22 protein-coding genes are annotated in these 24582 nt (G+C 37.4%); 17 read left to right on the top strand and 5 right to left on the bottom strand.

Annotated features, from left to right (window positions below; translation table 11 throughout):
- Positions 1-331 precede the first annotated feature (331 nt).
- Positions 332-1855 carry a YifB family Mg chelatase-like AAA ATPase gene (locus H4J52_RS08125; protein WP_182182347.1) on the bottom strand — a complete coding sequence of 508 codons (1524 nt, stop codon included), beginning with the start codon at positions 1853-1855 and terminating at the stop codon, positions 332-334.
- 502 nt (positions 1856-2357) lie between these two features.
- Here H4J52_RS08125 and ilvG point away from each other — a divergent pair.
- From ilvG to H4J52_RS08090, 7 genes are all read left to right on the top strand, one after another.
- On the top strand, positions 2358-4022 hold the full coding sequence (gene ilvG / locus H4J52_RS08120; protein WP_182223760.1) for an acetolactate synthase 2 catalytic subunit: 1665 nt from the start codon (positions 2358-2360) through the stop codon (positions 4020-4022).
- Between the two features lies 1 nt (position 4023).
- Positions 4024-4269 carry an acetolactate synthase 2 small subunit gene (ilvM, locus tag H4J52_RS08115; protein WP_182182345.1) on the top strand — a complete coding sequence of 82 codons (246 nt, stop codon included), beginning with the start codon at positions 4024-4026 and terminating at the stop codon, positions 4267-4269.
- A 115-nt stretch (positions 4270-4384) separates the two neighbouring features.
- Positions 4385-5311 (top strand): branched-chain amino acid transaminase, encoded by a 927-nt coding sequence (locus H4J52_RS08110; protein WP_182182344.1) that lies wholly within the window; start codon positions 4385-4387, stop codon positions 5309-5311.
- A gap of 236 nt (positions 5312-5547) precedes the next feature.
- Positions 5548-7410, top strand: a complete 1863-nt coding sequence (ilvD, locus tag H4J52_RS08105; protein ID WP_182224495.1) for a dihydroxy-acid dehydratase — start codon at positions 5548-5550, stop codon at positions 7408-7410.
- Positions 7411-7445: 35 nt separating this feature from the next.
- The gene (gene ilvA / locus H4J52_RS08100) at positions 7446-9017 is read left to right on the top strand and encodes a threonine ammonia-lyase, biosynthetic (protein WP_182224494.1); all 1572 of its coding nucleotides are present in this window, start codon (positions 7446-7448) and stop codon (positions 9015-9017) included.
- A gap of 137 nt (positions 9018-9154) precedes the next feature.
- Positions 9155-10597, top strand: coding sequence for a DUF418 domain-containing protein (locus tag H4J52_RS19980; RefSeq protein WP_259367838.1), 1443 nt, complete (start codon positions 9155-9157; stop codon positions 10595-10597).
- A 224-nt stretch (positions 10598-10821) separates the two neighbouring features.
- Positions 10822-11544 carry a helix-turn-helix domain-containing protein gene (locus H4J52_RS08090; RefSeq protein WP_182224493.1) on the top strand — a complete coding sequence of 241 codons (723 nt, stop codon included), beginning with the start codon at positions 10822-10824 and terminating at the stop codon, positions 11542-11544.
- Positions 11545-11601: 57 nt separating this feature from the next.
- Here the strand turns inward: H4J52_RS08090 and H4J52_RS08085 are convergent, their stop codons facing one another.
- Positions 11602-11850, bottom strand: a complete 249-nt coding sequence (locus H4J52_RS08085; RefSeq protein ID WP_182182340.1) for a ubiquinone biosynthesis accessory factor UbiK — start codon at positions 11848-11850, stop codon at positions 11602-11604.
- Positions 11851-11987: 137 nt separating this feature from the next.
- Between H4J52_RS08085 and rep the strand changes: the two genes are divergently transcribed.
- From rep to H4J52_RS08035, 10 genes are all read left to right on the top strand, one after another.
- Complete coding sequence (rep, locus tag H4J52_RS08080) at positions 11988-14006, top strand: DNA helicase Rep (RefSeq protein ID WP_182224492.1); 2019 nt, start codon at positions 11988-11990, stop codon at positions 14004-14006.
- Positions 14007-14200: 194 nt separating this feature from the next.
- A complete protein-coding gene (locus tag H4J52_RS08075) occupies positions 14201-14755 on the top strand; it encodes an LPP20 family lipoprotein (protein WP_182224491.1) in 555 nt (184 codons plus the stop codon).
- A gap of 42 nt (positions 14756-14797) precedes the next feature.
- Entirely contained in the window at positions 14798-15550 is a 753-nt protein-coding gene (locus H4J52_RS08070; RefSeq protein WP_182224490.1) for an ETEC_3214 domain-containing protein, read from the top strand.
- 27 nt (positions 15551-15577) lie between these two features.
- Complete coding sequence (locus H4J52_RS08065; RefSeq protein ID WP_182224489.1) at positions 15578-16888, top strand: murein transglycosylase domain-containing protein; 1311 nt, start codon at positions 15578-15580, stop codon at positions 16886-16888.
- Positions 16889-16891: 3 nt separating this feature from the next.
- Entirely contained in the window at positions 16892-17815 is a 924-nt protein-coding gene (locus tag H4J52_RS08060) for an LPP20 family lipoprotein (protein ID WP_182224488.1), read from the top strand.
- A 15-nt stretch (positions 17816-17830) separates the two neighbouring features.
- The gene (locus tag H4J52_RS08055; protein ID WP_182224487.1) at positions 17831-18826 is read left to right on the top strand and encodes a hypothetical protein; all 996 of its coding nucleotides are present in this window, start codon (positions 17831-17833) and stop codon (positions 18824-18826) included.
- A gap of 44 nt (positions 18827-18870) precedes the next feature.
- Complete coding sequence (locus H4J52_RS08050; protein ID WP_182224486.1) at positions 18871-19899, top strand: bifunctional oligoribonuclease/PAP phosphatase NrnA; 1029 nt, start codon at positions 18871-18873, stop codon at positions 19897-19899.
- Positions 19900-19934: 35 nt separating this feature from the next.
- Positions 19935-20432 (top strand): YqhA family protein, encoded by a 498-nt coding sequence (locus H4J52_RS08045; protein ID WP_182224485.1) that lies wholly within the window; start codon positions 19935-19937, stop codon positions 20430-20432.
- A gap of 128 nt (positions 20433-20560) precedes the next feature.
- Positions 20561-20743 carry a hypothetical protein gene (locus H4J52_RS08040; RefSeq protein ID WP_182224484.1) on the top strand — a complete coding sequence of 61 codons (183 nt, stop codon included), beginning with the start codon at positions 20561-20563 and terminating at the stop codon, positions 20741-20743.
- Between the two features lie 342 nt (positions 20744-21085).
- Positions 21086-21352: a DUF1232 domain-containing protein gene (locus tag H4J52_RS08035; protein ID WP_182224483.1), complete on the top strand. Its 267-nt coding sequence runs from the start codon at positions 21086-21088 to the stop codon at positions 21350-21352.
- A 117-nt stretch (positions 21353-21469) separates the two neighbouring features.
- Here H4J52_RS08035 and ubiB read toward each other — a convergent pair whose 3' ends face one another.
- Genes ubiB through ubiE form a run of 3 tightly spaced genes read right to left on the bottom strand, consistent with a single transcriptional unit; the run spans position 21470 to position 24483 of the window.
- Positions 21470-23035, bottom strand: a complete 1566-nt coding sequence (gene ubiB / locus H4J52_RS08030; protein WP_182224482.1) for a ubiquinone biosynthesis regulatory protein kinase UbiB — start codon at positions 23033-23035, stop codon at positions 21470-21472.
- 15 nt (positions 23036-23050) lie between these two features.
- Positions 23051-23689: an SCP2 domain-containing protein gene (locus tag H4J52_RS08025; protein WP_182223757.1), complete on the bottom strand. Its 639-nt coding sequence runs from the start codon at positions 23687-23689 to the stop codon at positions 23051-23053.
- A 2-nt stretch (positions 23690-23691) separates the two neighbouring features.
- Complete coding sequence (gene ubiE, locus H4J52_RS08020; protein ID WP_182224481.1) at positions 23692-24483, bottom strand: bifunctional demethylmenaquinone methyltransferase/2-methoxy-6-polyprenyl-1,4-benzoquinol methylase UbiE; 792 nt, start codon at positions 24481-24483, stop codon at positions 23692-23694.
- Between the last annotated feature and the right edge of the window lie 99 nt (positions 24484-24582).

Raw genomic sequence — 24582 nt, 5'->3', positions numbered from 1 at the left:
TGAATATTATTGAGTGGATGTTTGGTTAAAGAGAAACAGTATCGGTATTGAAAGTTGTCTCAGTAGTTGCTCCATCACTGAGTAATTATCAGAAGAATGCTTGAAAATTATTGAGTGTAATGTTTAGTTAAAGAGAAATAGCATCGGTATTGAAAGTTGTCTCAGTAGTCGCTCTATCACTGAGTAATTATCAGAAGAGTGCTTGAAAATTATTGAGTGTAATGTTTAGTTAAAGACAAGTCGCATCAGTATCGGAAGTTGTCTCAGTAGTCGGTCTATTGCTGAGTAATTATCAGAAGAGTGCTTGAAAATTATTGAGTGTAATGTTTGATTAAAGAGAAACAGCATCGGTTAAGTGCCTCAGCAGTCGGTCCATGGCTCGATAAGACAAAGCTTCGATGATATGTTCATGCTGTATATCCTCAATGCCATTCATGTCTGCCAAGGTGCGCGCTATCTTCAATATTTTGTGGTGGGCGCGGGTAGACAAACCTAGTTTTTCAACGGCGAGCTCTAAGAGTTCATGTTCAATAGCACTAAGTTTACAAAATACACGTGTTTCAGCACTGCTTAAATGAGCATTCGCTTTTCCCTGTCGGTGTAATTGTAATTCTCTGCAGAGCGCAACCCTTTCTTGAATTTGTGCAGAACTTTCATTGTGATGGTCATTTTTTGCCCACATACCTTTTGGTAAACGGGTGACTTCAATTTGAATATCAATGCGGTCAAGAAAAGGGCCGGATAAACGATTTAAATAACGTAAAACTTGCTCGGGAGTACTACGATTATCATTGTAAAATCCGGTAGGGCTAGGATTCATCGCGGCCACTAACTGAAACTTGGCTGGAAAAGTTTGCTTGTACATCGCACGTGAAATAGTGACCTCGCCTGACTCCATCGGTTCACGTAAAACATCGAGCACTTTACGTTCAAACTCTGGTAACTCATCAAGAAATAAAACGCCGTTATGTGCTAAAGAAATCTCTCCTGCCTGCGGTTGACTGCCTCCGCCAACAAGTGCTGCTGACGATGCGGTATGGTGTGGGGCACGAAAAGGTCGAGTTAACCAAGATTTATGGTTTATTTTTTGATGGCTAATGGAGGCAATAGCAGCGGCTTCTAATGCTTCACTTTCACTCATGGGGGGTAAAATTCCAGGTAGACGACACGCTAGCATGGTTTTTCCTGTACCGGGTGGACCAATAAACAGAAGATTGTGGGCACCACAAGCAGCAATTTCTAAGGCTCTTTTTGCTAAAGGCTGTCCAATAACATCAGCAATGTCTTTACTGGTTGGCAGATGATAATGTTCGACTTCTTTTGTGGTAACCAAAGGTAGAGGGCTTTGCTTTAAAAAGTGTGGATATAACTGGTTTAAATGCTCTATAGATAAAATATTGGCTTGTTTAACCCAGCTGGCTTGTTCAGCATTTTGCTTAGGAATAACTAAGGTTCTTTTACTTTCAGCACAAGCCATTGCCATAGGAATTTCACCCAAAATTTCGCGTAGCTCACCAGAAAGTGCAAGTTCACCAGCAAATTCATATTGGTTTAAATTTGCCTTAGGTAATTGATCACTAGCGACTAAAATACCTAGGGCAATGGGTAAGTCGAAGCGGCCACCTTCTTTTGGTAAGTCAGCTGGCGCAAGGTTTATGGTAATACGCTTCGCTGGAAACTCATAACCACAATTGATGATTGCACTGCGAACGCGATCTTTTGATTCACGTACTGAAGTTTCTGGTAAACCAACAATATTAAAAGCAGGCAGTCCATTCGCTAAATGTACTTCAACGCTAACAAGGGGAGATTCAAGGCCAACTCGGGCTCTACTGTAAATACAAGCGAGACTCATAAAATTCCATTTTATTAACAATCCTATAACGTTAGTTTAGGCAGACTTTATTCAAAGCGCCAACAGAGCATATAACTAAATTTTTTATTTAAATTTAAAAAGGCTAATAAAAAAACTTGCACTTGATATTAGAGCTATGGTACTAATTTAAATAGGCAGTGAAACAGCCAACACATTTAAAAAATTTTCATTTTGTTTTTATAAAAAATCAAGGTAATTGAATAAACATGCAAATATTTAGCTCAGTGATTATTAGCATTCTCGTCGTGGTGATTATTAAATCATCGCGGGGTTGTTTGTTGAGCTAAGAAAAATTTAAGCAAAAAACAAACCCTCGCTCCGAAAGGAACGGGGGTTTTTTTATAGATAAATATTTGAATAATAGCGTGCAGCGTTTAAATCAATATTTTGTATCAATAAATCATAAAAATTTAGCATAAGGGAGAAAGCTCAAACTAACAGTTATGCAAAATATATTCAGTTGGGTGGGGTTAAAAAAAAGATGACAAGTGAAAAGAAACAAACAGGCGGTTCTTTACTTTTTGACGTACTTCAGCAGCATGGTGTTGAGCATGTTTTTGGTTATCCTGGTGGCGCTATAATGCCAATTTATGATGCACTTACCGATAGTGATATCCAACACTTTTTGTGTCGTCATGAACAAGGTGCCGCATTCTCAGCGGTAGGTTATGCAAGAGCCGCCGGCAAAGTAGGGGTTTGTTTTGCGACTTCTGGTCCTGGTGCGACTAACCTCATTACCGGCCTTGCTGATGCGCTTGCTGATTCTATTCCGATTGTTGCCATAACCGGACAAGTTGCTACCTCGGTGATGGGCTCTGATGCTTTTCAAGAAATTGATATTTTTGGTTTGTCATTAGCCTGTACCAAGCATTCCTTTCAGGTGACAGATATTAATGATCTCGAAAAAGTATTGCACCAAGCTTTTGCTATAGCACTTGAAGGCAGGCAGGGACCTGTTCTTGTTGATATTCCTAAAGATATTCAGATGGCACATGTAGTTAGCCAAGGCAGTGTTGTATCAACGTTGAAAAATAAAGTTAACTTACCACCTGCTAATGTTGGTTCTGCAATTGCTATGCTTTGTCATGCTAAACAACCTGTTTTATATGTGGGTGGTGGCGTCGGCATGGCAAATGCTGTTGATGAATTGCGCGGTTTTATTGATATTACTCATATACCGAGCGTTTCAACATTAAAAGGCTTAGGTTCTATTTCACCAGACAACGAAAACTACTTAGGCATGCTCGGCATGCACGGCACAAAAGCGGCAAATTTAGCGGTTCAAGGAAGTGATTTATTAGTGGTTGTTGGTGCACGTTTTGATGACCGGGTTACGGGGAAGTTAAGTGAATTTGCGCCCAATGCAAAAGTTATTCATTTTGATATTGATACCGCTGAAATTAATAAACGCCGAGCGGCTGACTCTGCTATTTTAGGTGATTTAAAAACAAATTTGCCCGCCTTAGCTATTCCTTTAGAAATCAAAAGTTGGCAACAAAAATGTCAACAAATGAAAGCTGATTTTGGTTGGGATTACAATCATCCTGGTCAGACTATTTTTGCGCCAGCCGTCCTTAAAGAAATCAGTGAAAAAATGCCCCAAAACACCTGCGTTACCACTGATGTTGGTCAACATCAAATGTGGGCGGCACAGCATATGTCATTTGATCATCCGAGTAACTTTCTAACCAGTGCTGGTATGGGCACTATGGGCTTTGGTTTACCAGCAGCGATCGGTGCACAAGTGAGTCGTCCAACAGATTGCATTATTACTGTTTCTGGTGATGGTTCCATCATGATGAATATTCAGGAATTAGCGACAATTAAGCGTTTTCAGTTACCAGTAAAAATTGTGCTAATAGATAATGCCAAGCTAGGTATGGTCCGCCAATGGCAAGATTTATTTTTTCAAGGGCGCTTAAGTGAAACCGATCTTTCTGACAACCCAGACTTTGTCATGCTCGCTAATGCTTTTGATATCAAAGCTAAACAGGTGAGTCGTAAAGAAGAGGTTTCTGCAGCAATAGAAGAGATGCTTGAACATGACGGCCCTTACCTTTTACAAGTTAAAATAGATGCAGCAGACAATGTTTGGCCGCTAGTACCCCCTAATACAGCCAATGATAAAATGATGGAGAGTACTTAAGATGAATCATTATCAATTACGTATAAAGGCTGATGATAAGCAAGTGGTTTTAGAACGTATTTTACAAGTTGCTCGCTACCGTGGTTTTCTAATCGAAGGTATTAAAGCGAAGGTTAATACAGGGACTAATATTGGCACGATAGAATTAATGGTGCGAAGTGAGCGACCTATTTCACTTTTGGTTGATCAAATTAATAAATTGATTGATATCAAAGACGTTAAGGTAGACAAAAATACCACGCAGTAATATCGCGCATAACCAGTTATAATCATTGCGCGACAAGCACCCATAAAAATTTAGAGTTAGTTGGGTGATTAAACTACAACTAACTCGTTAAAAATATTATAAATTAGGAAACAAAATGGCTAAAGTAAATGCAGAACTCATTTGGTTTAATGGCGAACTCATGCCGTGGCAAAACGCTACCGTACATGTAATGAGTCACGCGTTGCATTATGGTTCTTCAGTATTTGAAGGTATTCGCGCATACGATACTCACAAAGGCACGTGTATTTTTCGTCTAGAAGAACATATTAAACGTTTATTCGATTCAGCAAAAATTTATCGCATGAATATCCCTTTTACCCAAGAAGAAATTGTTCAAGCTTGTAAAGATGCCGTTGCTAAAAATGGTTTAGCTTCAGCTTATTTACGTCCATTGGCCTTTCTAGGCGATATTGGTATGGGCTTACGTCCACCTATTGATGCAAAAGCGGATGTCATGATTGCCGCATTTAGCTGGGAAGCCTATTTAGGCGCTGACGCTATTGAAAACGGCGTAGAAGTTGGGGTGTCAAGTTGGAATCGACTAGCTCCGAATACTATGCCAACAGCTGCAAAAGCTGGCGGTAATTACCTTTCATCACAATTGATTTCAGCGGAAGCTGCTCGTCATGGTTATGCTGAAGGTGTCGCACTTGATATCAATAATATGGTCAGTGAAGGTGCAGGACAAAATTTATTTTTGATCCGCAAAGGTATTCTTTATACACCTCCTGGAACGGCTTCTATTTTACAAGGTTTAACGCGCGATACCGTATTCTTCCTTGCCGAGCAGCTTGGCTATGAAGTTCGTGAAGAGCCCATTTCTCGTGAGTCTTTATACTTAGTTGATGAGTTCTTTATGTGTGGCACAGCAACGGAAGTGGTACCGGTGAAATCAGTTGACGGCATGCTAGTAGGTAATGGTTCTCGTGGGCCTATTACTAAAGCTATTCAAGAAGCATTTTTTGGTATTTTTAACGGAACTACAGAAGTACCTGACAACTGGTTAGATCCAGTTAAATAGTTGTAATAACTCAACTCACTGTTATGTAGACTTTATCGGCATCCGGAATGCTCATTTATACTTATAAGCTCCGTGTTCCTTCTTTGTTAAAGAGCTAAATGACGTAGAGTTGAGTCATCACAGAAAACGATAAATAAAACCCTTAAGGTTTTATTTTAAAAGCTTACCGATTAAGTCGCTTTCAAAATAAAACTTTCACAGTATTAATTCACATTATCAATTGGAATGTAACTATTATGCCTAAATTAAGATCTGCAACTTCTACTCAAGGCCGTAATATGGCTGGTGCTCGCGCTTTATGGCGCGCAACAGGAATGACGGATAATGATTTTGGCAAACCAATTATTGCGGTTGTTAACTCTTTTACTCAGTTTGTACCAGGTCATGTGCATTTAAAAGATATGGGGCAACTTGTCGCTGGCGCTATCGAAGAAGCGGGTGGTGTTGCTAAAGAATTTAATACCATTGCGGTTGATGACGGTATTGCTATGGGACACAGCGGCATGCTTTACAGTTTGCCATCACGCGATTTAATAGCCGACTCAGTTGAATACATGGTCAATGCTCATTGCGCTGATGCCATGGTTTGTATCTCCAACTGTGACAAAATTACACCGGGCATGTTAATGGCCGCTATGCGCTTAAATATTCCTGTGATCTTTGTTTCCGGTGGCCCAATGGAAGCTGGAAAAACTAAACTATCAAACCAAATTATCAAACTTGATCTTGTTGATGCGATGATTCAAGGGGCTGACCCAAAAGTCTCTGATGCACAAAGTGATCAAGTTGAACGTTCCGCTTGTCCTACTTGTGGTTCATGTTCAGGCATGTTCACCGCTAATTCAATGAACTGTTTAGCTGAAGCGTTAGGTTTAGCACAACCGGGTAACGGTTCAATGCTTGCAACCCATGCTGACCGTGAGCAATTATTTTTAAATGCAGGTAAAGAAATTGTAAAATTAACCAAGCGCTATTATCAAGAAAACGACGAATCAGCCTTACCACGTAATATCGCTAACAAAGCGGCGTTCGAAAATGCCACCTGTTTAGATATTGCGATGGGTGGTTCAACGAATACGGTGCTGCATTTAATCGCCGCAGCGCAAGAAGCTAATATCGATTTTACTATGAAAGACATGGACCGCTTATCTAGAATTGTGCCGCAGTTATGTAAAGTTGCGCCTTCTACCCCTAAATACCATATGGAAGATGTGCATCGCGCTGGTGGTGTCATTGCTATTTTAGGTGAGTTAGCACGCGCCAACTTATTAACCATGAATATCAAAAACGTGCTCGGTTTAACACTTGATGAAATGTTAGAAAAATATGACATCACGTTAACGAAAGACCAAAGTGTTATTGACTTTTTCCGTGCGGGACCAGCGGGTATCCGCACGGTTAAAGCATTTAGCCAAGATTGTCGTTGGGATACCGTTGATGACGATCGTGAAAACGGTTGTATACGTTCACTTGAGCACGCGTATTCATTGGAAGGCGGTTTAGCGGTATTAGCCGGCAATATTGCCCCTGATGGTTGTGTTGTTAAAACGGCTGGAGTATCCGATGATAATCTAGTCTTTACCGGCCCAGCTCATGTTTTTGAAAGCCAAGATGATGCGGTTTCTGGTATTTTGGCGGGCAAGGTTGTTGCTGGTGAGGTGGTTGTTATTCGTTACGAGGGCCCTAAAGGGGGTCCAGGCATGCAAGAAATGCTTTACCCAACCACTTACTTAAAATCGATGGGTTTAGGTAAAGAATGTGCGTTGTTAACCGATGGCCGTTTCTCTGGTGGTACTTCTGGGTTATCTATTGGTCATGTTTCTCCTGAAGCTGGTAGTGGCGGCACTATCGCCTTAGTAGAGCAAGGTGACATTATTCATATTGATATCCCTAATCGTGAGATTACATTAAATGTCAGCGAAGAAATATTAGCTGAACGTCGCGCTAACATGGAAGCAAAAGGCAAGGATGCTTGGAAACCACTTAACCGTGTACGCCCTATTAGCTATGCGTTGAAAAATTACGCGATGTTAGCAACAAGTGCTGACAAAGGTGCTGTACGTAACCGTGATTTACTTGACGGTTTAGTTGGGGCGTAAGGTGAATTTCTTGATGACCTTTTGGAATAAATATAATGACTGAAGCTGAACAGCAAGCTTTAGTGCTTGCGAAAGAAACTCAAGAACAAGCGCTCGACTATTTACGAAGAATTCTCTTGGCGCCTGTCTATGATGTTGCTATTGAAAGTGATTTAACACCGCTCACTAAGTTGTCATCACGGTTAGGTAATCAAATTTTTCTTAAACGTGAAGACCAGCAACCTGTTCATTCTTTTAAGATCCGTGGTGCTTATAATAAGCTTGTTAATTTAACCGAAGAACAGTGTATTCATGGAGTGATCGCTGCTTCTGCTGGTAATCATGCTCAGGGCTTGGCACTTGCGGCAAATAAACTCGGTATTAGAGCCACGATTGTTATGCCGATAACAACTCCTGATATAAAAGTTGATAATGTTCGACGTTTTGGCGCCGAAGTACGTTTAGTGGGTAAAAGCTTCAATGAAGCGCAAGTGGCTTCATTAGATTTTGCTCGTGATGAAAATAAAACGATAGTTCCTCCTTTTGATGATGTTGATATTATCGCTGGACAAGGCACGGTTGCCAAAGAACTTTTACAGCAGCACCCAAAAGTTGAAGTCGTTTTTATTCCAGTCGGTGGTGGTGGTTTACTGGCAGGTATGTCGGTTTATTTAAAGCAGCTACGACCCAATATAAAAGTGATCGGTGTTGAAGCAGAAGATTCTGCTTGCTTAAAAGCCGCGATGGCAGCGGGTAAACCTGTCGACTTGGAACAAGTGGGACTTTTTGCTGACGGGGTTGCAGTAAAGAGGATTGGAGAACACACCTTTAATGTCATTAAACATTATTGCGATGACGTGATCACTGTTACAACGGATGAAATTTGTAGCTCTATCAAAGATATATTTGAACAAACACGGGTGATTTCTGAACCGGCTGGCGCACTTTCATTGGCGGGTTTACAGAAGTATTGTAAAACGAGTGTTGGAAATGAAGCATTAGTTGCCATACTGTCTGGCGCTAATATGAACTTTCATACGTTACGATATATTTCAGAGCGATGTGAATTAGGTGAGCAAAAAGAAGCGGTGCTCGCCGTAAAAATTCCAGAAAAGAAAGGGAGTTTTAGAACATTCTGTCATGCCTTAGACGGACGAGTGATCACTGAATTTAATTATCGTTATGCAACAAAAGCTGATGGTAGTCATAAAAATGCTAATATTTTCGTTGGTGTTAGAACCAGTGGCGAAGAAGACAGATATCACTTACTTTCACAGTTAACTGAAAAAGATTATCGAGCAACAGATCTTACAGATAACGAATTAGCTAAACTTCATGTCCGTTATATGATTGGCGGCCAAAATTCTTCACCAACCCCAGAGCGTATTTTTCGTTTTCAGTTTCCTGAATACCCAGGCGCATTGGAAAAATTCTTAGATACCTTAGGTGAGCATTGGAATATTACTTTATTTCATTACCGTAATCATGGTGCTGCTTTTGGTCAAGTATTAGCCGGCTTTGAAGTCAAAAATGATGACCAGCTCGCCTTTTTTAATCATCTCAAAGATTTAGGTTATGAATGGCAAGAAGAAACGGAAAATAAAGCCTATCAAGCGTTTTTAAGTTAAGTCGAGAAATTATTTAAATAACCTTTACTGATCAAGTACTAAAGCCACTTTAATTGAAGTGGCTTTTTACATTTTATACTTTTCAATTGCATAAAAATTAGTTTATTCTATATCCATAAAAATTATATGGACAATTCATGATGCAAGTAAGCCAAGAAGATGAATCAGTAATACCCACTCCTCAGTTACAACCCTTAGATAAACATAAACGTGTTGATGCCTTAGATATTTTACGCGGGCTAGCCCTCGTGGGTATTTTATTGATGAATATTGAATGGTTTAACCGTGCAATTATTTCTTTAGGTGCCCACGACACAACATTAACGGGTATTGACCATGCGGTTGGTTGGTTAATTCGTTGTTTTGTTGAAGGTAAATTTTATAAATTATTTGCCCTTATCTTTGGAATGGGCTTTGCGGTTATGCTCTTACGTGCCAAAGAAGTCGGTCGGCCCTTTGGCGCTTGGTTTATTCGTCGCATGGTTGTGCTGTTAATTATCGGACTAGCCCATATGATTTTCTTATGGGGTGGCGATATTTTACATGACTACGCTATTGCAGGCTTACTTTTATTAGCATGGGTTTCTTATAAGAAAACAGAAGACCCAAAAGCTTATCTTAAATTAGCATTGATGTGGCTCATGATACCTATTTTTATTGTCAGTGTTGGAGCCTCTATCTTTGGTATGTTTTTTAGTGAGCCTAAGTATCAAGAAATGTGGCAAAACGAACTTGATATTTTTACGGTTGTTGAGCAACAACTAGAAAATAATGTTGAGATTATTCCACCAACGAATAAAATTACTGAGGATTTAGACCCAATATCAGCAGAAACTTCATCTGTTATGCCTTCAGATGAAGAAATAAGAGAAATAACGATTGCAGATACATTAGAGCAGCGTAAAGAGTTACTCGCCGATATCGCTGAAGAAGACGCAGCCTTTATGAAAGGCAATTACTGGGAGGCAACAAAATATCGTTTTAGTTTTACTGGCTTTATGTTGATGTTCGCGCCAGTAATGTCACTTGTGGTTCTCATGCCTATTTTTATCTTAGGTTTTTGGTTGGTTGTTACCGAAAAAATAACGAAACACCAAGAGCACCATAGTTTCTTTAAAGTGTTAACGCGTGTTGGCTTAGGTATTGGAATCCCACTAAATATTGCGAGTATTTTAATTATACAACACCCTGCTACCGCTATTTCTGGAGTCCTTCAGGGAGTAGGACAAATGATTTTTTATGTGGGTCAATATTTATTGTCGGCTGGATATTTAGGTCTGGTTATTTGTGCGTTAAATAAGCAAAAATGGCAAAAATTCTTTTCAGCATTTTCACCTATGGGGCAAATGGCACTGACCAATTATTTGATGCACTCTGTTATCTTAACCAGTATCTTTTATGGTTATGCAGGCGGTCAATACGGAGAAATATCAAGAGCACCACAAATGCTGATTGTTTTAGCGATTATTGTTGCGCAAATATTCTTGTCTAAATGGTGGTTAAACCGCTACCGGTTTGGCCCTATGGAATGGTTATGGCGTAGTTTAACTTATAAAAAAATGCAGACAATGAAGTTATAAGTACTGTAAATTTACCCGCGTTTATGCGTAAAAATAACAAGCAGCCGTTGGCTGCTTTTTTATTTTTAAAGGTAAAAATTGTTATAATTATTAAGTAAACTTAAAAAACACCACTATATTCAACGGTATTCTTAAATATTCACCTTTATATTATTGCAGGAATAACCAAGAATAGTTCTGCTGTCGACGGCATTTCAATATAATTATTTAAAAAGGAAAAGCAAATGACGCTTGGTGAACAATTAAAAAAATTAAGAAATGCAAAAGTAATGAGTCAACCTGATTTAGCCAGTATCGCTGGGATAGAACAATCATATTTATCCAAGTTAGAAAATGATAAATCAATACCCTCCAACGATACCTTTAGAAAGTTGTTAGCCGCTTTTGAGTTATCGTTACCTCAGTTTATCGCTGATTTTGACAAAAACTACTTAGTGACTCAATTAAGTCAAATCCCTGATATTGAACATTGGTTAAAGCAGCAACAACAATCACAAGTGATGAACCAGCGTAGGTATCTCTATTTATGTAGCGCACTAATTGTTTTCGCTATTACATTATTTTACGCAGGGCAAAGTAAAATACTGTTTCCTGAGTTACAGTTTAAATACTACTCAGAAGGGATTGTGTTGGCAGGTGAGCCAAAAGATATATTTGATGACTGGGAAAAGTTAATTCCACGAAAAGCCAGTATTAATATCCATAACCAAAAGAAGATTGAGATGACTCAACGTCGGGATGTAAAGTATATATTTTCTACTCAATTTTTAGGAGAAGAATTTGTAGAGAACTTACCCCAAGGTTTACGACTATATAGTCGCAGAAGTAGTCAATTGATTGCTAACCCCGTTAATGCTTGGCTGAGAATCGCGGGTGTGTTTTTCTTTATAATGGGCATCATGGGCTTTATTATAGAAAGACGTTTATATAAAACATCCTCATTGTAATGCTCAAGCAAGCGATAAGTTATTTGTTATGGCAATAACTTATCGTAATCACCCGAGTTATTCAGCTAATTTAGCTTCAATTTCAGCAAGCTTATTTTCTAATTCAGCGAGTTTCTGACGCGTTTTTAATAATACTTGTGTTTGCACATCAAACTCTTCACGCGACACTACGTCAAGCTGTGATAATTTACGTTGTAAAACCACTTTGGTTTTCTCTTCTATATCGTTAGCAATGTCTTTGAATTTAGGTGGAATAGCATCAGCAACTTGTTGGGCGATTTCTTCAATCTTTTTAGCGTTAAACATTATTTTTATCCATAGTTCATCAATGCGCTTATTGTAATGCATTTAATGATTTTACCAAGGTCTATTTCACTATACGGTTTAGAGCAAACAGGGTAAAATCAGCGCCCAGAAAACAGACAAACTAAAGTAGAAATACGATGAAACTTAACCCCGGACAAAATGAAGCGGTAAAATATGTTACTGGCCCGTGCTTAGTACTTGCGGGTGCGGGTAGCGGTAAAACAGGGGTTATTTGTCAGAAAATTGCTTATCTTATTCAAAAATGTGATTACAAAGCACGTAACATTGCTGCAGTAACGTTTACCAACAAAGCCGCCCGAGAAATGAAAGAGCGTGTGGTAAAGATGATGGATAAAAGCTTAACGCGTGGTCTCACGGTTTCTACTTTTCATTCCATGGGCCTTGATATCATTCGTAAAGAAATTAAAACTTTAGGTTATAAACCAGGTTTTACTTTATTTGATGATCAAGACTCATTGTCTTTATTGAAAGAACTCACTAACGAACAGCTTGATGGCGACAAAGACTTACTCAGCAAATTACAAAGTATGATTTCCAATTGGAAAAATGATTTGTTATTGCCTGACGCGGCACTAAAAATGGCTGGTGATGCAGACACCATCATGTTCGCCGAATTTTATCAACTCTATCAAAAGCATATGAAAGCTTATAATGCGCTTGATTTTGACGACTTGATTTTAGCGCCAACCCTTTTATTAAAAAACTTTCCAGAAGTGCGCGCTCGCTGGCAGAAAAAAATTAAATATCTGTTGGTCGATGAATATCAAGATACCAATGCTAGCCAATATGAATTAGTTAAATTAATTGCCGGAGAACAAGGTCTTTTAACAGTGGTTGGTGACGATGACCAATCTATATATTCTTGGCGTGGCGCTAAGCCGCAAAACTTAGTGTTACTCGGCCAAGATTTTCCACAACTTAAACTCATTAAATTAGAGCAAAATTATCGCTCTAGTGGCCGTATTTTAAAATGTGCTAATACCTTAATAGCCAACAATCCTCATGTTTATGACAAGGCATTATTTAGTCAGCTCGCTTACGGTGTAGAGCTACGTGTTATTCAGGCTAAAAATGAAGAGCATGAAATTGAGCGTGTTGTTGGAGAGCTTATTGGCCATAAGTTCTTAAATAAAAGTAAATTCAAAAACTATGCGATTTTATATCGGGGTAATCATCAGTCACGCTTATTAGAAAAGTCACTGATGCTCAATCGTATTCCATATAAGATTAGTGGCGGAACGTCTTTTTTTTCTCGCAGTGAAATTAAAGACATGATGGCGTTCTTACGCGTACTTGTGAACCCAGATGACGACAATGCTTTTTTAAGAATAGTAAACGTACCACGCAGAGAAATTGGACCAACTACGTTAGAAAAACTGGGTAATTACGCCAATATTCGGCAAATAAGCATGTTTGCCGCTAGCTTTGAATTAGGGCTTGAGCAGCATTTAACGGGCCGAGGTTTAGTGCACGTACAACGCTTTACTCGCTGGTTAGTTGAAACGGGTGATCACGCTGAACGAGGCGACACCCCTGCGGTTTTGCGCGCGATGATCCGTGAAATAAATTATGAAGATTGGTTGTACGATACATCCCCTAGCCCCAAAGCCGCAGAAATGCGCATGAAAAACGTCACAACACTTTTTAGCTGGGTGACTCAAATGTTAGAAGGTGATGATGAAAATGACCCGATGTTGTTGCCTGAGATTGTTATTCGTTTAACGTTACGTGAAATGATGGAGCGTGGCGAAGATGAAGATGATGCCGACCAAGTACAACTGATGACACTGCATGCTTCGAAAGGGCTAGAATTTCCCTACGTATTTTTGATTGGTATGGAAGAAGGTTTATTACCTCATCAAACCAGTATGGATGAAGGAAACGTTGAAGAAGAGCGCCGCTTAGCTTATGTGGGTATTACGCGAGCACAACGAGAATTAATATTCACTTATGCCCGTGAACGTCGACAATACGGAGAAGTTTCTCGCACTGAAGCTAGCCGATTCTTGCATGAACTCCCGCAAGACGATTTAAGTTGGGAGCTAACAGAAACTAAAAAAAGCCAAGAACATAAAGACAAAACCACCAAAATGGGTGTAGCGAATTTACGCGATATGCTGAAGAAAAAAGGATAGTATCACCCATTATCGGCGATACTTTGTAAAATTAGTGTTGATTTTTTTAGATAAGGTGTTGGTATTTATATTGAATTCCCTGTTTGCAACAAAATGTATTGATTTCTTTTTTTTTTTGGCTACTATAGGTTAGCGTTAATAAATGTTACATTTACGTAAGTAATTACTTATAAAACAAAGTTTAAGGGAATAAAATGTTTAATAAATATACCAGGGTTTCATCATTAATTGCCATTTCAATATTTGTCGTAGGTTGCAACTCTACCCCAAAAAATAATGCTGCAGATATGGGCATGAATATTCCTCAATGGGTACTTAACCCAACAGTTGACAAAGGCTTAGCCGCATCGTCATGTGTTAGCGCTTCAAACAGTTTTTCAATGGACAAATCTCAAGCTGCGACACAAGCTCGCGCAGAATTAGCTAGCCAAATTGAAACAAGAGTTTCTACTTTACAAGAAGAATATAGTACGAAAATTTCTTCGATGGGTAATAGCAATACCGAAAGTAAAATCAGTATCACTACGGCTCAATTAACTGATCAATACTTACGTGGCTCAAAAGTGGTTAAAGTTGATTACGCTCAAATGGATAAAGTGAAAAACTTGTGTGCGATGGTCACTTTATCAGAAGATAAAACTCAAGAACTTTTTAGCCAGCTATTAAAACAAGCGCCAATTAAATTAGATCCTGAAAACGAAACCTTATTATATTTGAACTTTATGAAGTCTGAAAACTCAGTTAAATAATTAATACTCAAATAAAAATAAAATAAGCTATAGGGTTTTTGTATGTTTTTTTGGGAAGAAATGAAGTTTAATAAAGGGACGTTTAAAGAAAAGTTCCTTTTTGTTGCAATATCTATCATGGCGCTTGGTCAGTGGGCTGACTCTAAAGAAATGGCTGAAGAGGCTTATGTAGCTTTTGTCTCTAATTTTACTCATAAATATGAATATGAAAGTTTAAATACGATTAATATTGGTAGTAATGTTGAGTATATTTCACAAACGTTTGGCTCCCCCCAACTCATCAAAAAAAGTAAATATGTCGATGATATTAGCTTCGCTTATTATCTACATGACAAATATATACTTACTTTAATTTTAAAAGAAAACAGAGTCACGGCATACACGATTAGCGCATTGGAAGATGACTTCATACCTAATAGCTTACTCAATAAAGTTCCATCAGGAAGTAAGTTTACCGTTGCCGACAACACTAAAGAAATAATGAACTTCACTTTAGATCATAATAATGTCGACTTCTTTTTAGTGAGCGAAGAGCAAGGTAAAGATAAATTATTTATTAACCAATATTTTGGTGCTCTAGGCTATCAGAAAGATATTAATCTTAGCTCAGCAGAGTTACGCAAGTTATATGATCAAGTAAACCTTGAAGAAGAAAGTGAATCAATCAAAGAACAAGCATTAGCAATAAGTCGCAAAGCTAGAAATAACTTTTACGGAGCAGGTGAAGTCGACTTGTCTGTGATTGCGGATTCAGTGCTAACAAATTTTGAGTATTCATTTTACTATAAACAGTAGGATTGACAGAAATAATAAGGATATATCATGTCTCATTTTTTTAAAATGGTGCTTGTCTCTGTGATTGTTTGCTTTATTGGCGCTAGCCCAGCAACAAATGCCGCTCAAGATAGTAAATTTACAGAATATAGTAAACAACAAAAAGAAAAATATAAAAAATTTAAGACTGATTACTTAGATCGCTATGAAAAGTATCGCACCGAAATAAAAGAAAAATGGGGCGTTGCCGAACTTAGTTCTAAAACTGAATATGTTTACTATAACGAAGAAAATAAAACTAAAGTCCTAACGGATTTTGAACACGATACAATAGAAGTGAGCATTTTAGAAAGTGATGATTTATCTGATCAAGACGTTGATACAATAATACGTAAAGCGATTATTGATTCATTAGATAAACAACCAGAGGTTATTGCTCACAGTCAAATAGAATTTGACACTGTCGATGATACAAAAGAGCTTCCCCCTCTACCTATTGAAAGCCTCGTACCAACAGTTTTAAAACACTTAGGCATAGAGTCCCCAGAAAAGTTAAACATGCTGCTTAAAAGTATTGAAATTGTTCCTGCAAAGCAACAAGTACAAGTTGTTGTTAAGCGCACAGAGGCGCGTTTAGCAAAGCAAATTGCTAACTTAGAAAACTTCACCAACAATACCGACGTTGCCTCTGAACAAATTCAAGCCTCAAAAGCACTTATCGTTAGTATAAAAAAAGAAAAGAGTGTGGTTATTCATGACGCCAATGAGCTGACTAAAAAGAACATTAAAACCTATAAAATTAATCTGAAAAGAGATCGGTATAAAAAAGCTGAGCAGTATTTGAAAATGGTCAGAAATAATGCTGAGAAATGGTCACTTTCGGATCAATTTATTTTAGCGATTATGGAAACAGAGAGTCATTTTAATCCACTTGCTAAGTCATATGTTCCAGCATACGGTTTAATGCAAATAGTGCCATCAACGGCCGGTGCTGACGTTAAAACAAAAATATTAGGCGAAAAGGGAAAACCTACACCTAGCCTTCTTTTTAATGGCCGCGATAATATTAAATATGGTTCTGCCTATATTCATATTTTAATGACTCGATATTTAAAAGAGATTAAAAATCCAACCAGCCGCTTGTATTGCGCAATTGCTTCTTATAATACCGGTATTGGTAATATTGCCCGTGCTTTTAATAAGGGAAAAAAAGGCCGCCTTAAAGCAATGAAAGTGATTAATACGCTATCGCCTGATGAAGTTTACGACATTATTAAAAAACGGACTCATACAGAAACACAACGATATTTAGATAAAGTACTTGAAAGTAAAAAATATTTTACTCAACAAAAGGCATAGCTTGTGAACAAAATAATCGTAGTTTTATTATTGTTAATAGCGCCTATTGTGAACGCGATTGAAAAAATTCCAGCGGATGATGAAACTTATATTTATGGGTTAGGTATCGATGCTGATCACAGCAATGCACAGAAATTTGCGCTTGCTGATATCACGCAAAAATTATCAACCAGAGTACAATCAAGTGTCGGTATTAGCCAAAGTAAAAGTGGCAATGTTACCAATACAGACACTAAACAAAGAACAACTGCTGTATCACAAGAAATAGAATTACCTAATGTTCATGTTTTGGAAAGTGTTAAAAAAGATAACCAATGGCGAGTGTTAATTCGTGTAGAACGTAAACTTGTACAATTAGCACTGAAGCAACAACTTGAAGATTTAAATGATGAGCTTTCTTTTCTACTTGAAGACTTTGTTGAATCTCAAGGTCCTGCGTGTTGGTATGCTTTAACAACAAACAATCATAAAAAAGAAAAACTATTCGCTTTGATCCCTGCCTATATTGGTAGCGGTATGAAAGAAGAATCAACGGTCACATTTAAGAAACAGGCAACAAGTTTCGATCGCCTTTTAAAGCGTTGCAAATATAAAAATAAATATACAATTAACTACCCTAAGCAAACACCTATTGATTTCAAAAACTCGTTTGAACAATTAATGAAAAAACAAGGCTACAAAGTCACGAACCAGAAAAAAAATGCCGGAACAATCGACGTTAAATTCACAGAAAAAAAAACCTATGCATATAAAAACCACTTAAATATCATCAGTGCGGAAGTGAGTGTATTAGATGAATTTGGTGACACTAAAAAGCACGTAAAATTCAAAAGCAAAGGTTCATCATTTAATAACAAAAAAGAAGCCAGTAGAAAAGCAGTTGTTAATTTAATAAAAAAAATAGAAACACTCATTATAAAGTCGTAATAAAAGGGAATAAAAATGAAAAAATCACTTAAAACTATAGCATTAGTCGCTTCGTCAATCATGGCCGTAGGTTGTGGCTCTACCACACCTCCAATGCCCACCTTGGCAGATGTAAATATTCCTTCAATTGATGGCTACACGGGCGATAAATTTGATATAAAGAATAGTAAAATTATTGTTGCACCAGGTGTTAAACTTGATATCCCTGAGCATATGCAAACTCGCTTTTCGGGTGAAATAACGACTATTATCGTTGATAGCGGTTCAGAAGTTATTGATAGAAAAATGGCCTCACGATTTATTGATGAAATACAATTAAAAGAAAATCTTAGTGAAGACTATCGAGCTTATGAAGGTCCTGTAGAAGCGAAATTTGCTGTTATTCCAACCATTACTGACATCTCTTATGGTGGTGAATATGAAAAATCATACAGCACAACCGATAAAAAAGGTAAAACAACACATCATGCCGCTGAGTGTGATTACAGTGCTAAAGCTAAAGCGAATGTACAAATTCGAGAATTACCTTCAATGAAGCAAATCATGTCATTTAATGTTGAAGGACGCTCTACAAGCAGTAAAGAAAATCCACCGAGCCGTTCATGTAAAGAGTCATCAATGTATAACGGTGTCATTGCGGGTGCCATTGGTGACTTACTTGAAAAAGGTGATGACGACTATGTCACGTTAAGCAAATATGTGGGTTCACAAGGTGTAATTACGGGTGCAAAAACTTTTGGTGGTGACTTATATTTCGAAACCAATTTAGGCCGCTTGCACGGAGCTAAAGAAGAAGCACAAGTTGCGATCTATCAAGATATTGATGGCGAACTCGTTTTAATTGCTGAAGGTGAGATGATGGATGCAAAAAATGTTTTACGTAAAAAATCTTACATTGAAGTCGATAGCGATATTGCTCCTACGCTGAAAAAAGGCATGATTGTTATGTTATCAGGTAAGTGTGTAGGCTATATATGTTCAATGAACAGTGCTATTAAATCAATAAGATAAAGCAATAATAAAAGGAGAGCTAAGCTCTTCTTTTAAGGGGTACCATGGATAGAGATACTATTAGTCAATTTTTTAAGCAGTTAAAACCCCTTAAAAGAGTCGTTATACAAGCACATGACTTCCCTGACCATGATGCGATTTCAGCCGCTTATGGTTTATCCATTATTTTGCAATCATTAGGGTTGAAAACTTTGATTGTCTATAACGGAAATATAGACAGGATATCATTGTCAAACATGATTGAATGGCTAGAAATACCTATTGTACATTGTAGTAAAGCTAGCTTAACACCGCATGATAAAATTATTACCGTAGACGGTTGTATTGGTGAGAAAAATGTCACGGATATGCCAGGTACTGAAATAGCGGTAATTGATCACCATACAGTTACGCCACCCAATAAGCTTTGGTTCTGTGATGTTCGACCACATTATGGTGCGACAGCGACAATTATTTATGAGTACTTTCAATTGTTGAATATTGAATTACCACAGAATGTTGCTACCGCATTACTGGTCGGACTTAATATTGACACAGCAAACTTAACCCGTGGTTTTTGTAATGCTGACTTAAAAGCCTTTTTAGCTTTTAATCAAATGGCCGATTTAGATTTAGTGAATAGAATTTGTCGTAACTCTTTGGTTGAGAATGAGCTGACAAGTTTTTATCAAGTGTGTGATAGCGTCACTAGTACCGATGGTATTGCTATGGTGTTATTAAAAGAACCATGTGCAAAAAATTTACTCGGTGTTTTAGCTGACTTTTTATTAAGTGTAAATGAATACGATATTGTGATTGTAGCAATGAATTATAATCAAGGTATTCAACTATCGTTGCGGTCCGAGTGCCCAAAAGTTAATGTTGGAAAGCTGCTAAGAGAGACCTTAAATTATAAGCAAAGAGGTTTTGGAGGCGGGCATGCTCATATGGCAGGAGGCATCATTTTAAGTGATCAAAAACATCATTTTGTTGAATCTAAAGAGGCTCATTTCAAACCCATTTTAGATGTCATCAAATTATTAAGAGCTAACACTCCGAAAAAAATTACAGAGCACGAAGTTGTTATTTGTTAGCTTAACTTTATATTAGCTTAGAAAAGAAGAGAGAAATGGAAAATTTTTTTGAATCATTATTGTGGAAAAGTCGTTTAGTTTTAATTGTTGCAGTTGTCTGTTGCCTTGCTACAGCATTCTCTTTAATTGGCTTAGGTGCTTATGAAGTTATTCACTTTATTGGCAATCTTGTTACTTATTTCATCGGTGGTAATGAGAATATTACCAGAGATGTATTAGTATTAAGCGTAATAGAAGTGCTTGATACCTTTTTAATATCATCAATATTATTTATATTCTCTTTTGGTTTATATGAACTATTTATTAGTTCTATTGATGAAACTGGAAAACATACCTCTCAAGCTTTTCAAATTAATAGTATTGATCAACTAAAAACAAAGTTAGGCAATGTCATTGTTATGCTTTTAGTGATTAAGGTTTTTGCATATTTAATTGAGTTAAGACCATCGAGTATTATCGAAACCTTATATCTTGCTATTATCGTTTTATTAGTTTCAATTAGCTTATGGTTAGGACATGCTCATAAAAAGTAGTTATATTCCTTTTTTTGCACGCTAAATAATAAGGAATTATGATTGAAAAGGTTAAAATAGAGGTAAAGTATCTTCTAGAAATATTACTTCTAGAAATATTACTTCTGGAATAGGAAGATTATTAAATAATGACCTCGAGCAATTTGTTGAACAATAAGTTAGATCCAATTTTCAGAAAAATAACAACTGAATCAAGGGCTTTTGCTGACAGTCCACTTCCTAATCATTTTATTGTGGAAATGAAAGATGATATGGGTGAAATTCGTCAAAAATCTCTTGCTGTATTATTTGAGTACTTTGCGTGCACCTAATGGGTTATTAGCTATTTATTCAAAACAACAATGCACAGCTTAAACATTTGTTAACCTGCTTGATGCATGGTATAGCTGCTGGTGAAAAGTAAATTTAACACGTACATAAGCGATTTAGGTTTTTAACATCAGTTTGAATTTAGACCTAAAGTTATATATGGATCTCTCTCTAACCAAAAATTTTAACAACCATGGGGCTTTTTTATAGATAGCACTTCCATAATAAATTTATATAACTTTATTTCTAATTAAGGGTTTAGCTACCAGAGTCAGTTTTTAGAAAACATGTTGTATTGCATATTACATCAAGATAAGGTCAAGTTCTTAGTTGGAATACCTCAAGTGATGATTAAATTGCTGTTAGTCGACGAACTTAATAGTTATACGGTTGATTTAGATAATAGTAAGTCATCAATGAATACTGAATTAATATCTCAAATATCTATTTTAATGACACTTTTAGCAACGAGGCCTGAAAATATCGCGGTTTCTGCGCTCAGTTATTATTTTTTACCTGAAGATTATATAAAAAATGACATACCCGATGTAGGCTTAATGGATGATCTTTATGTATTTAGAACGGCTGCGTATTACTCAACGAACGGATGATAGCGAATAGCTAGAGGTCTTTGATGATATGTATTATGTCGATACTTTATCAGGTAAAGTCACTATCATTGTTGGATCGATAATTCTTTTAAGCTGACGTTATGTCAGCTAATGAAGTTACTTAAAGAATAGAGTTAAACTGATCATGATTGCACCAAAAATGATGGTCAATATTAACTGTTTATGTTGCTTGCTTTGTTGTTCTTTTAATTGATTAATTAACTGTGTTTGTTGCTCATGACCTTTCCGGCCAGTTTTCAAATAGTCATAAACTAAATCAGGCATCTCAGGCAGCTTTTCATTCCAAAATGGCAAGTTTTCTTTTATTTTTTTGAACACTGCTTTCACACCCATTTGCTCTTTTACCCAATTTTCTAAGAAAGGTTTGGCGGTTTGCCATAAATCGAGCTGTGGGTAAAGTTGTCGTCCAAGTCCTTCGATGTAGAGTAAGGTTTTCTGTAATAAAACCAATTGAGGTTGCACTTCCATATTGAATCGTCGTGCGGTGTTAAATAAACTCACTAATACTTGTCCGAAAGATATTTCAGCTAATGGCTTATTAAATATTGGTTCACAAACGGTGCGAATAGCAAATTCGAATTCATCAACACTGGTATTGCTGGGTACCCAGCCAGAATCGACATGCAGTTCTGCTACTTTACGGTAATCTCTATTAAAAAAGGCGACAAAATTTTCAGCTAAATAGCGTTTATCTTCACGATTTAATGTACCACAAATCCCAAAATCTATGGCTATCCATGTTGGATCTTCAGGGTTTGTTGCATCAACGAATACATTTCCAGGATGCATATCTGCATGAAAAAAACTGTCACGAAATACTTGCGTAAAAAACACTTCAACACCACGTTCAGCAAGTGATTTCATATCTACTCCAAGCTGTTGAAGTGTCTCTATTTCTCCTACGCCGATACCATAAATCCGTTCCATCACCATTACGTTGATATGACTGAACTCACTATAAACCTTGGGCACATATAATACGCTATCGCTAGCACGACCTTGAGAGAAGTTATGATTTAGTAAGGTGGCATTAGCCGCTTCACGGTTCAGGTCAAGCTCGTCAATAATTGTTTTACGGTACTCATTAACGACTTCTTTCGGACGCAGGCGTTTACCATCGGGTAAAAATTTGGCAACAATACCCGCAAAGAGAGACATCACTTTTACGTCAGCTACAATTGTTTTGGTAATATTTGGGCGCAAAACCTTAAGCACGACTTCAATAGGCTGTCCGTCTTGTATTAATGTTGCCGTATGTACTTGTGCAATTGACGCTGAAGCGAGTGGTTGGGTGTCAAAATGGTTAAAGTGTTGATTAAATGTCTCTTCTCCAATCGCGTCTAGAACAATCGCTTTGGCTAACTCGCCATCAAAGGCAGGTACCTGATCTTGAAGTAAGGCAAGTTCCTTAGCAAAGTCATCAGGGAGCAAATCTCGGCGGGTTGAAAGCATCTGACCAAACTTTACAAATACAGGTCCTAAAGATTCAATCGCTAAGCGAAGACGCAAGGCTTCAGGCTTATTCTTGTGTTTATTACGTAACCAAAACAAGGTAAAGCGCATAAGTTTCGCATACCAAGGTAGCATATGGCTGGGGATAAGTTCATCAAGACCAAATTGAAGAAATGTTTTAATGATGCGATAAAGTCGTAAACTGCTCACAATGTTCCTTGAAAATTAGGTTGGCGTACTGGCTTTTTTAGCAAGTCGCTGAATACGTTCAGATAAAGTATCTGCTTGTTTAGATACATCGGCAACTTTTTGGCTAAAAGACTGTATTTGACTTGAAGTAACCACTAAGCGCTTTTCATGCACTAACCATTCGCTAGCGTCAGCTTGTATTTGTTGAGTGGCAAAATTAAATTTTTTCGTTAAATTTTTACTTATCTGAGAGAGCTTATATGTTGGAATATCACCGATATGTTTGGCTATTTCTGTTTGCCAATCAATTTCGAGTGATTGTGCGATACTCGCAAACACCTGAGCAACTTTGATGTCTCCATGAACATCGAGTTTCTCTTGTTTGATCAGTTCGGTAATCTGTTGTTCTTTTTTGAGTTCAAGTAAGGTTTTTATACTGGTTTTTATTGTACAGTTGCTGCGCTCGATTAAGCGGGTTACTAGAACCTTATTGTCATTAATAGAAAAACTTAAAGGGAAACCTAATTCTTTTAATGAAAGGGTTAATGTTTTTTGTTCTAAAGGTTGTAAGACACTCGCCCCCTTAACACTGAGTAACAGTGTTTGGTTAATTGCAAACTCTAGTGCTGAACAGAGTATTTGCTGAGGCATTAACTGAGGGCTAATTTTTATCACAATTAAAATTTATAACCTTTGTGCAGAGCAACAACGCCACCCGTTAGGTTTTTGAAACTGGTTTGTTCAAAACCCGCCGAATCCATCATATCTTTTAATGTATCTTGGTCAGGGTGCATACGAATCGATTCTGCTAAATATTGATAGCTGTCACCATCTTTAGCGACTAACTCACCCATTTTAGGAAGAATGTTAAAAGAATAAAAGTCGTAAGCTTTACTGATTAATTCGTGCTCTGGCTTGGAAAACTCTAGCACTAATAAGCGCCCACCTGGTTTTAATACACGGTAAATAGAGCGCAGAGCCATGTCTTTATCAGTAACGTTACGTAAACCGAAGGCGATAGTGACAATATCAAAGGTATTATCTTCAAAGGGTAAGTGTTGTGCGTTAGCTTGTACATATTCAATATTTTGTACTAAACCTTTATCGCGTAACTTATCTCGACCAACATTTAGCATCGAGCTATTAATATCAGCAAGAATTACCTTACCTTCGCGGCCAACAAGTTGTGAAAATTTTGCGGTCAAATCGCCAGTACCGCCAGCTAAATCAAGCACTTTGTTGCCTGGACGTACACCACTTGCATCAATAGTGAAGCGCTTCCATAAACGATGAATGCCAAAAGACATTAAATCATTCATTACATCATATTGTGCGGCAACAGAATGAAATACACTGGCAACTTTTGACTCTTTCTCGTTTTTATCTACCGTTTGAAAGCCAAAATGTGTGGTGTTGTCACTTGAAGAATCTGAACTATTTTCCTGATGATTATCTTGTTGAGCAGTCATCTAACATTCACTTATCACTAAAATTACCGATAGTTTACCGCATTTTTTAGCAATTATTAACACTTCAAATCAAGTGGTGGTGTTTTTTATTAAATGGAC

Source organism: Colwellia sp. MB02u-14 (assembly GCF_014076915.1).
Taxonomy (GTDB): Bacteria; Pseudomonadota; Gammaproteobacteria; order Enterobacterales; family Alteromonadaceae; genus Colwellia_A.
This window is presented reverse-complemented; position numbering and strand designations above follow the sequence as displayed.

What these genes read in the sequence shown, in the direction of transcription:
- rep (WP_182224492.1), top strand. Translation starts at nt 11,988, where the DNA reads ATGAAACTTAACCCCGGACAAAATGAAGCGGTAAAATATGTTACTGGC.
- H4J52_RS08055 (WP_182224487.1), top strand. Translation starts at nt 17,831, where the DNA reads ATGAAAAAATCACTTAAAACTATAGCATTAGTCGCTTCGTCAATCATG.
- ilvA (WP_182224494.1), top strand. Translation starts at nt 7,446, where the DNA reads ATGACTGAAGCTGAACAGCAAGCTTTAGTGCTTGCGAAAGAAACTCAA.
- H4J52_RS08045 (WP_182224485.1), top strand. Translation starts at nt 19,935, where the DNA reads ATGGAAAATTTTTTTGAATCATTATTGTGGAAAAGTCGTTTAGTTTTA.
- H4J52_RS19980 (WP_259367838.1), top strand. Translation starts at nt 9,155, where the DNA reads ATGATGCAAGTAAGCCAAGAAGATGAATCAGTAATACCCACTCCTCAG.
- H4J52_RS08090 (WP_182224493.1), top strand. Translation starts at nt 10,822, where the DNA reads ATGACGCTTGGTGAACAATTAAAAAAATTAAGAAATGCAAAAGTAATG.
- H4J52_RS08050 (WP_182224486.1), top strand. Translation starts at nt 18,871, where the DNA reads ATGGATAGAGATACTATTAGTCAATTTTTTAAGCAGTTAAAACCCCTT.
- ilvD (WP_182224495.1), top strand. Translation starts at nt 5,548, where the DNA reads ATGCCTAAATTAAGATCTGCAACTTCTACTCAAGGCCGTAATATGGCT.
- H4J52_RS08065 (WP_182224489.1), top strand. Translation starts at nt 15,578, where the DNA reads ATGTCTCATTTTTTTAAAATGGTGCTTGTCTCTGTGATTGTTTGCTTT.
- H4J52_RS08085 (WP_182182340.1), bottom strand. Translation starts at nt 11,850, where the DNA reads ATGTTTAACGCTAAAAAGATTGAAGAAATCGCCCAACAAGTTGCTGAT.
- H4J52_RS08125 (WP_182182347.1), bottom strand. Translation starts at nt 1,855, where the DNA reads ATGAGTCTCGCTTGTATTTACAGTAGAGCCCGAGTTGGCCTTGAATCT.
- ubiE (WP_182224481.1), bottom strand. Translation starts at nt 24,483, where the DNA reads ATGACTGCTCAACAAGATAATCATCAGGAAAATAGTTCAGATTCTTCA.
- H4J52_RS08040 (WP_182224484.1), top strand. Translation starts at nt 20,561, where the DNA reads ATGACCTCGAGCAATTTGTTGAACAATAAGTTAGATCCAATTTTCAGA.
- ilvG (WP_182223760.1), top strand. Translation starts at nt 2,358, where the DNA reads ATGACAAGTGAAAAGAAACAAACAGGCGGTTCTTTACTTTTTGACGTA.
- ilvM (WP_182182345.1), top strand. Translation starts at nt 4,024, where the DNA reads ATGAATCATTATCAATTACGTATAAAGGCTGATGATAAGCAAGTGGTT.
- H4J52_RS08070 (WP_182224490.1), top strand. Translation starts at nt 14,798, where the DNA reads ATGTTTTTTTGGGAAGAAATGAAGTTTAATAAAGGGACGTTTAAAGAA.
- H4J52_RS08075 (WP_182224491.1), top strand. Translation starts at nt 14,201, where the DNA reads ATGTTTAATAAATATACCAGGGTTTCATCATTAATTGCCATTTCAATA.
- H4J52_RS08110 (WP_182182344.1), top strand. Translation starts at nt 4,385, where the DNA reads ATGGCTAAAGTAAATGCAGAACTCATTTGGTTTAATGGCGAACTCATG.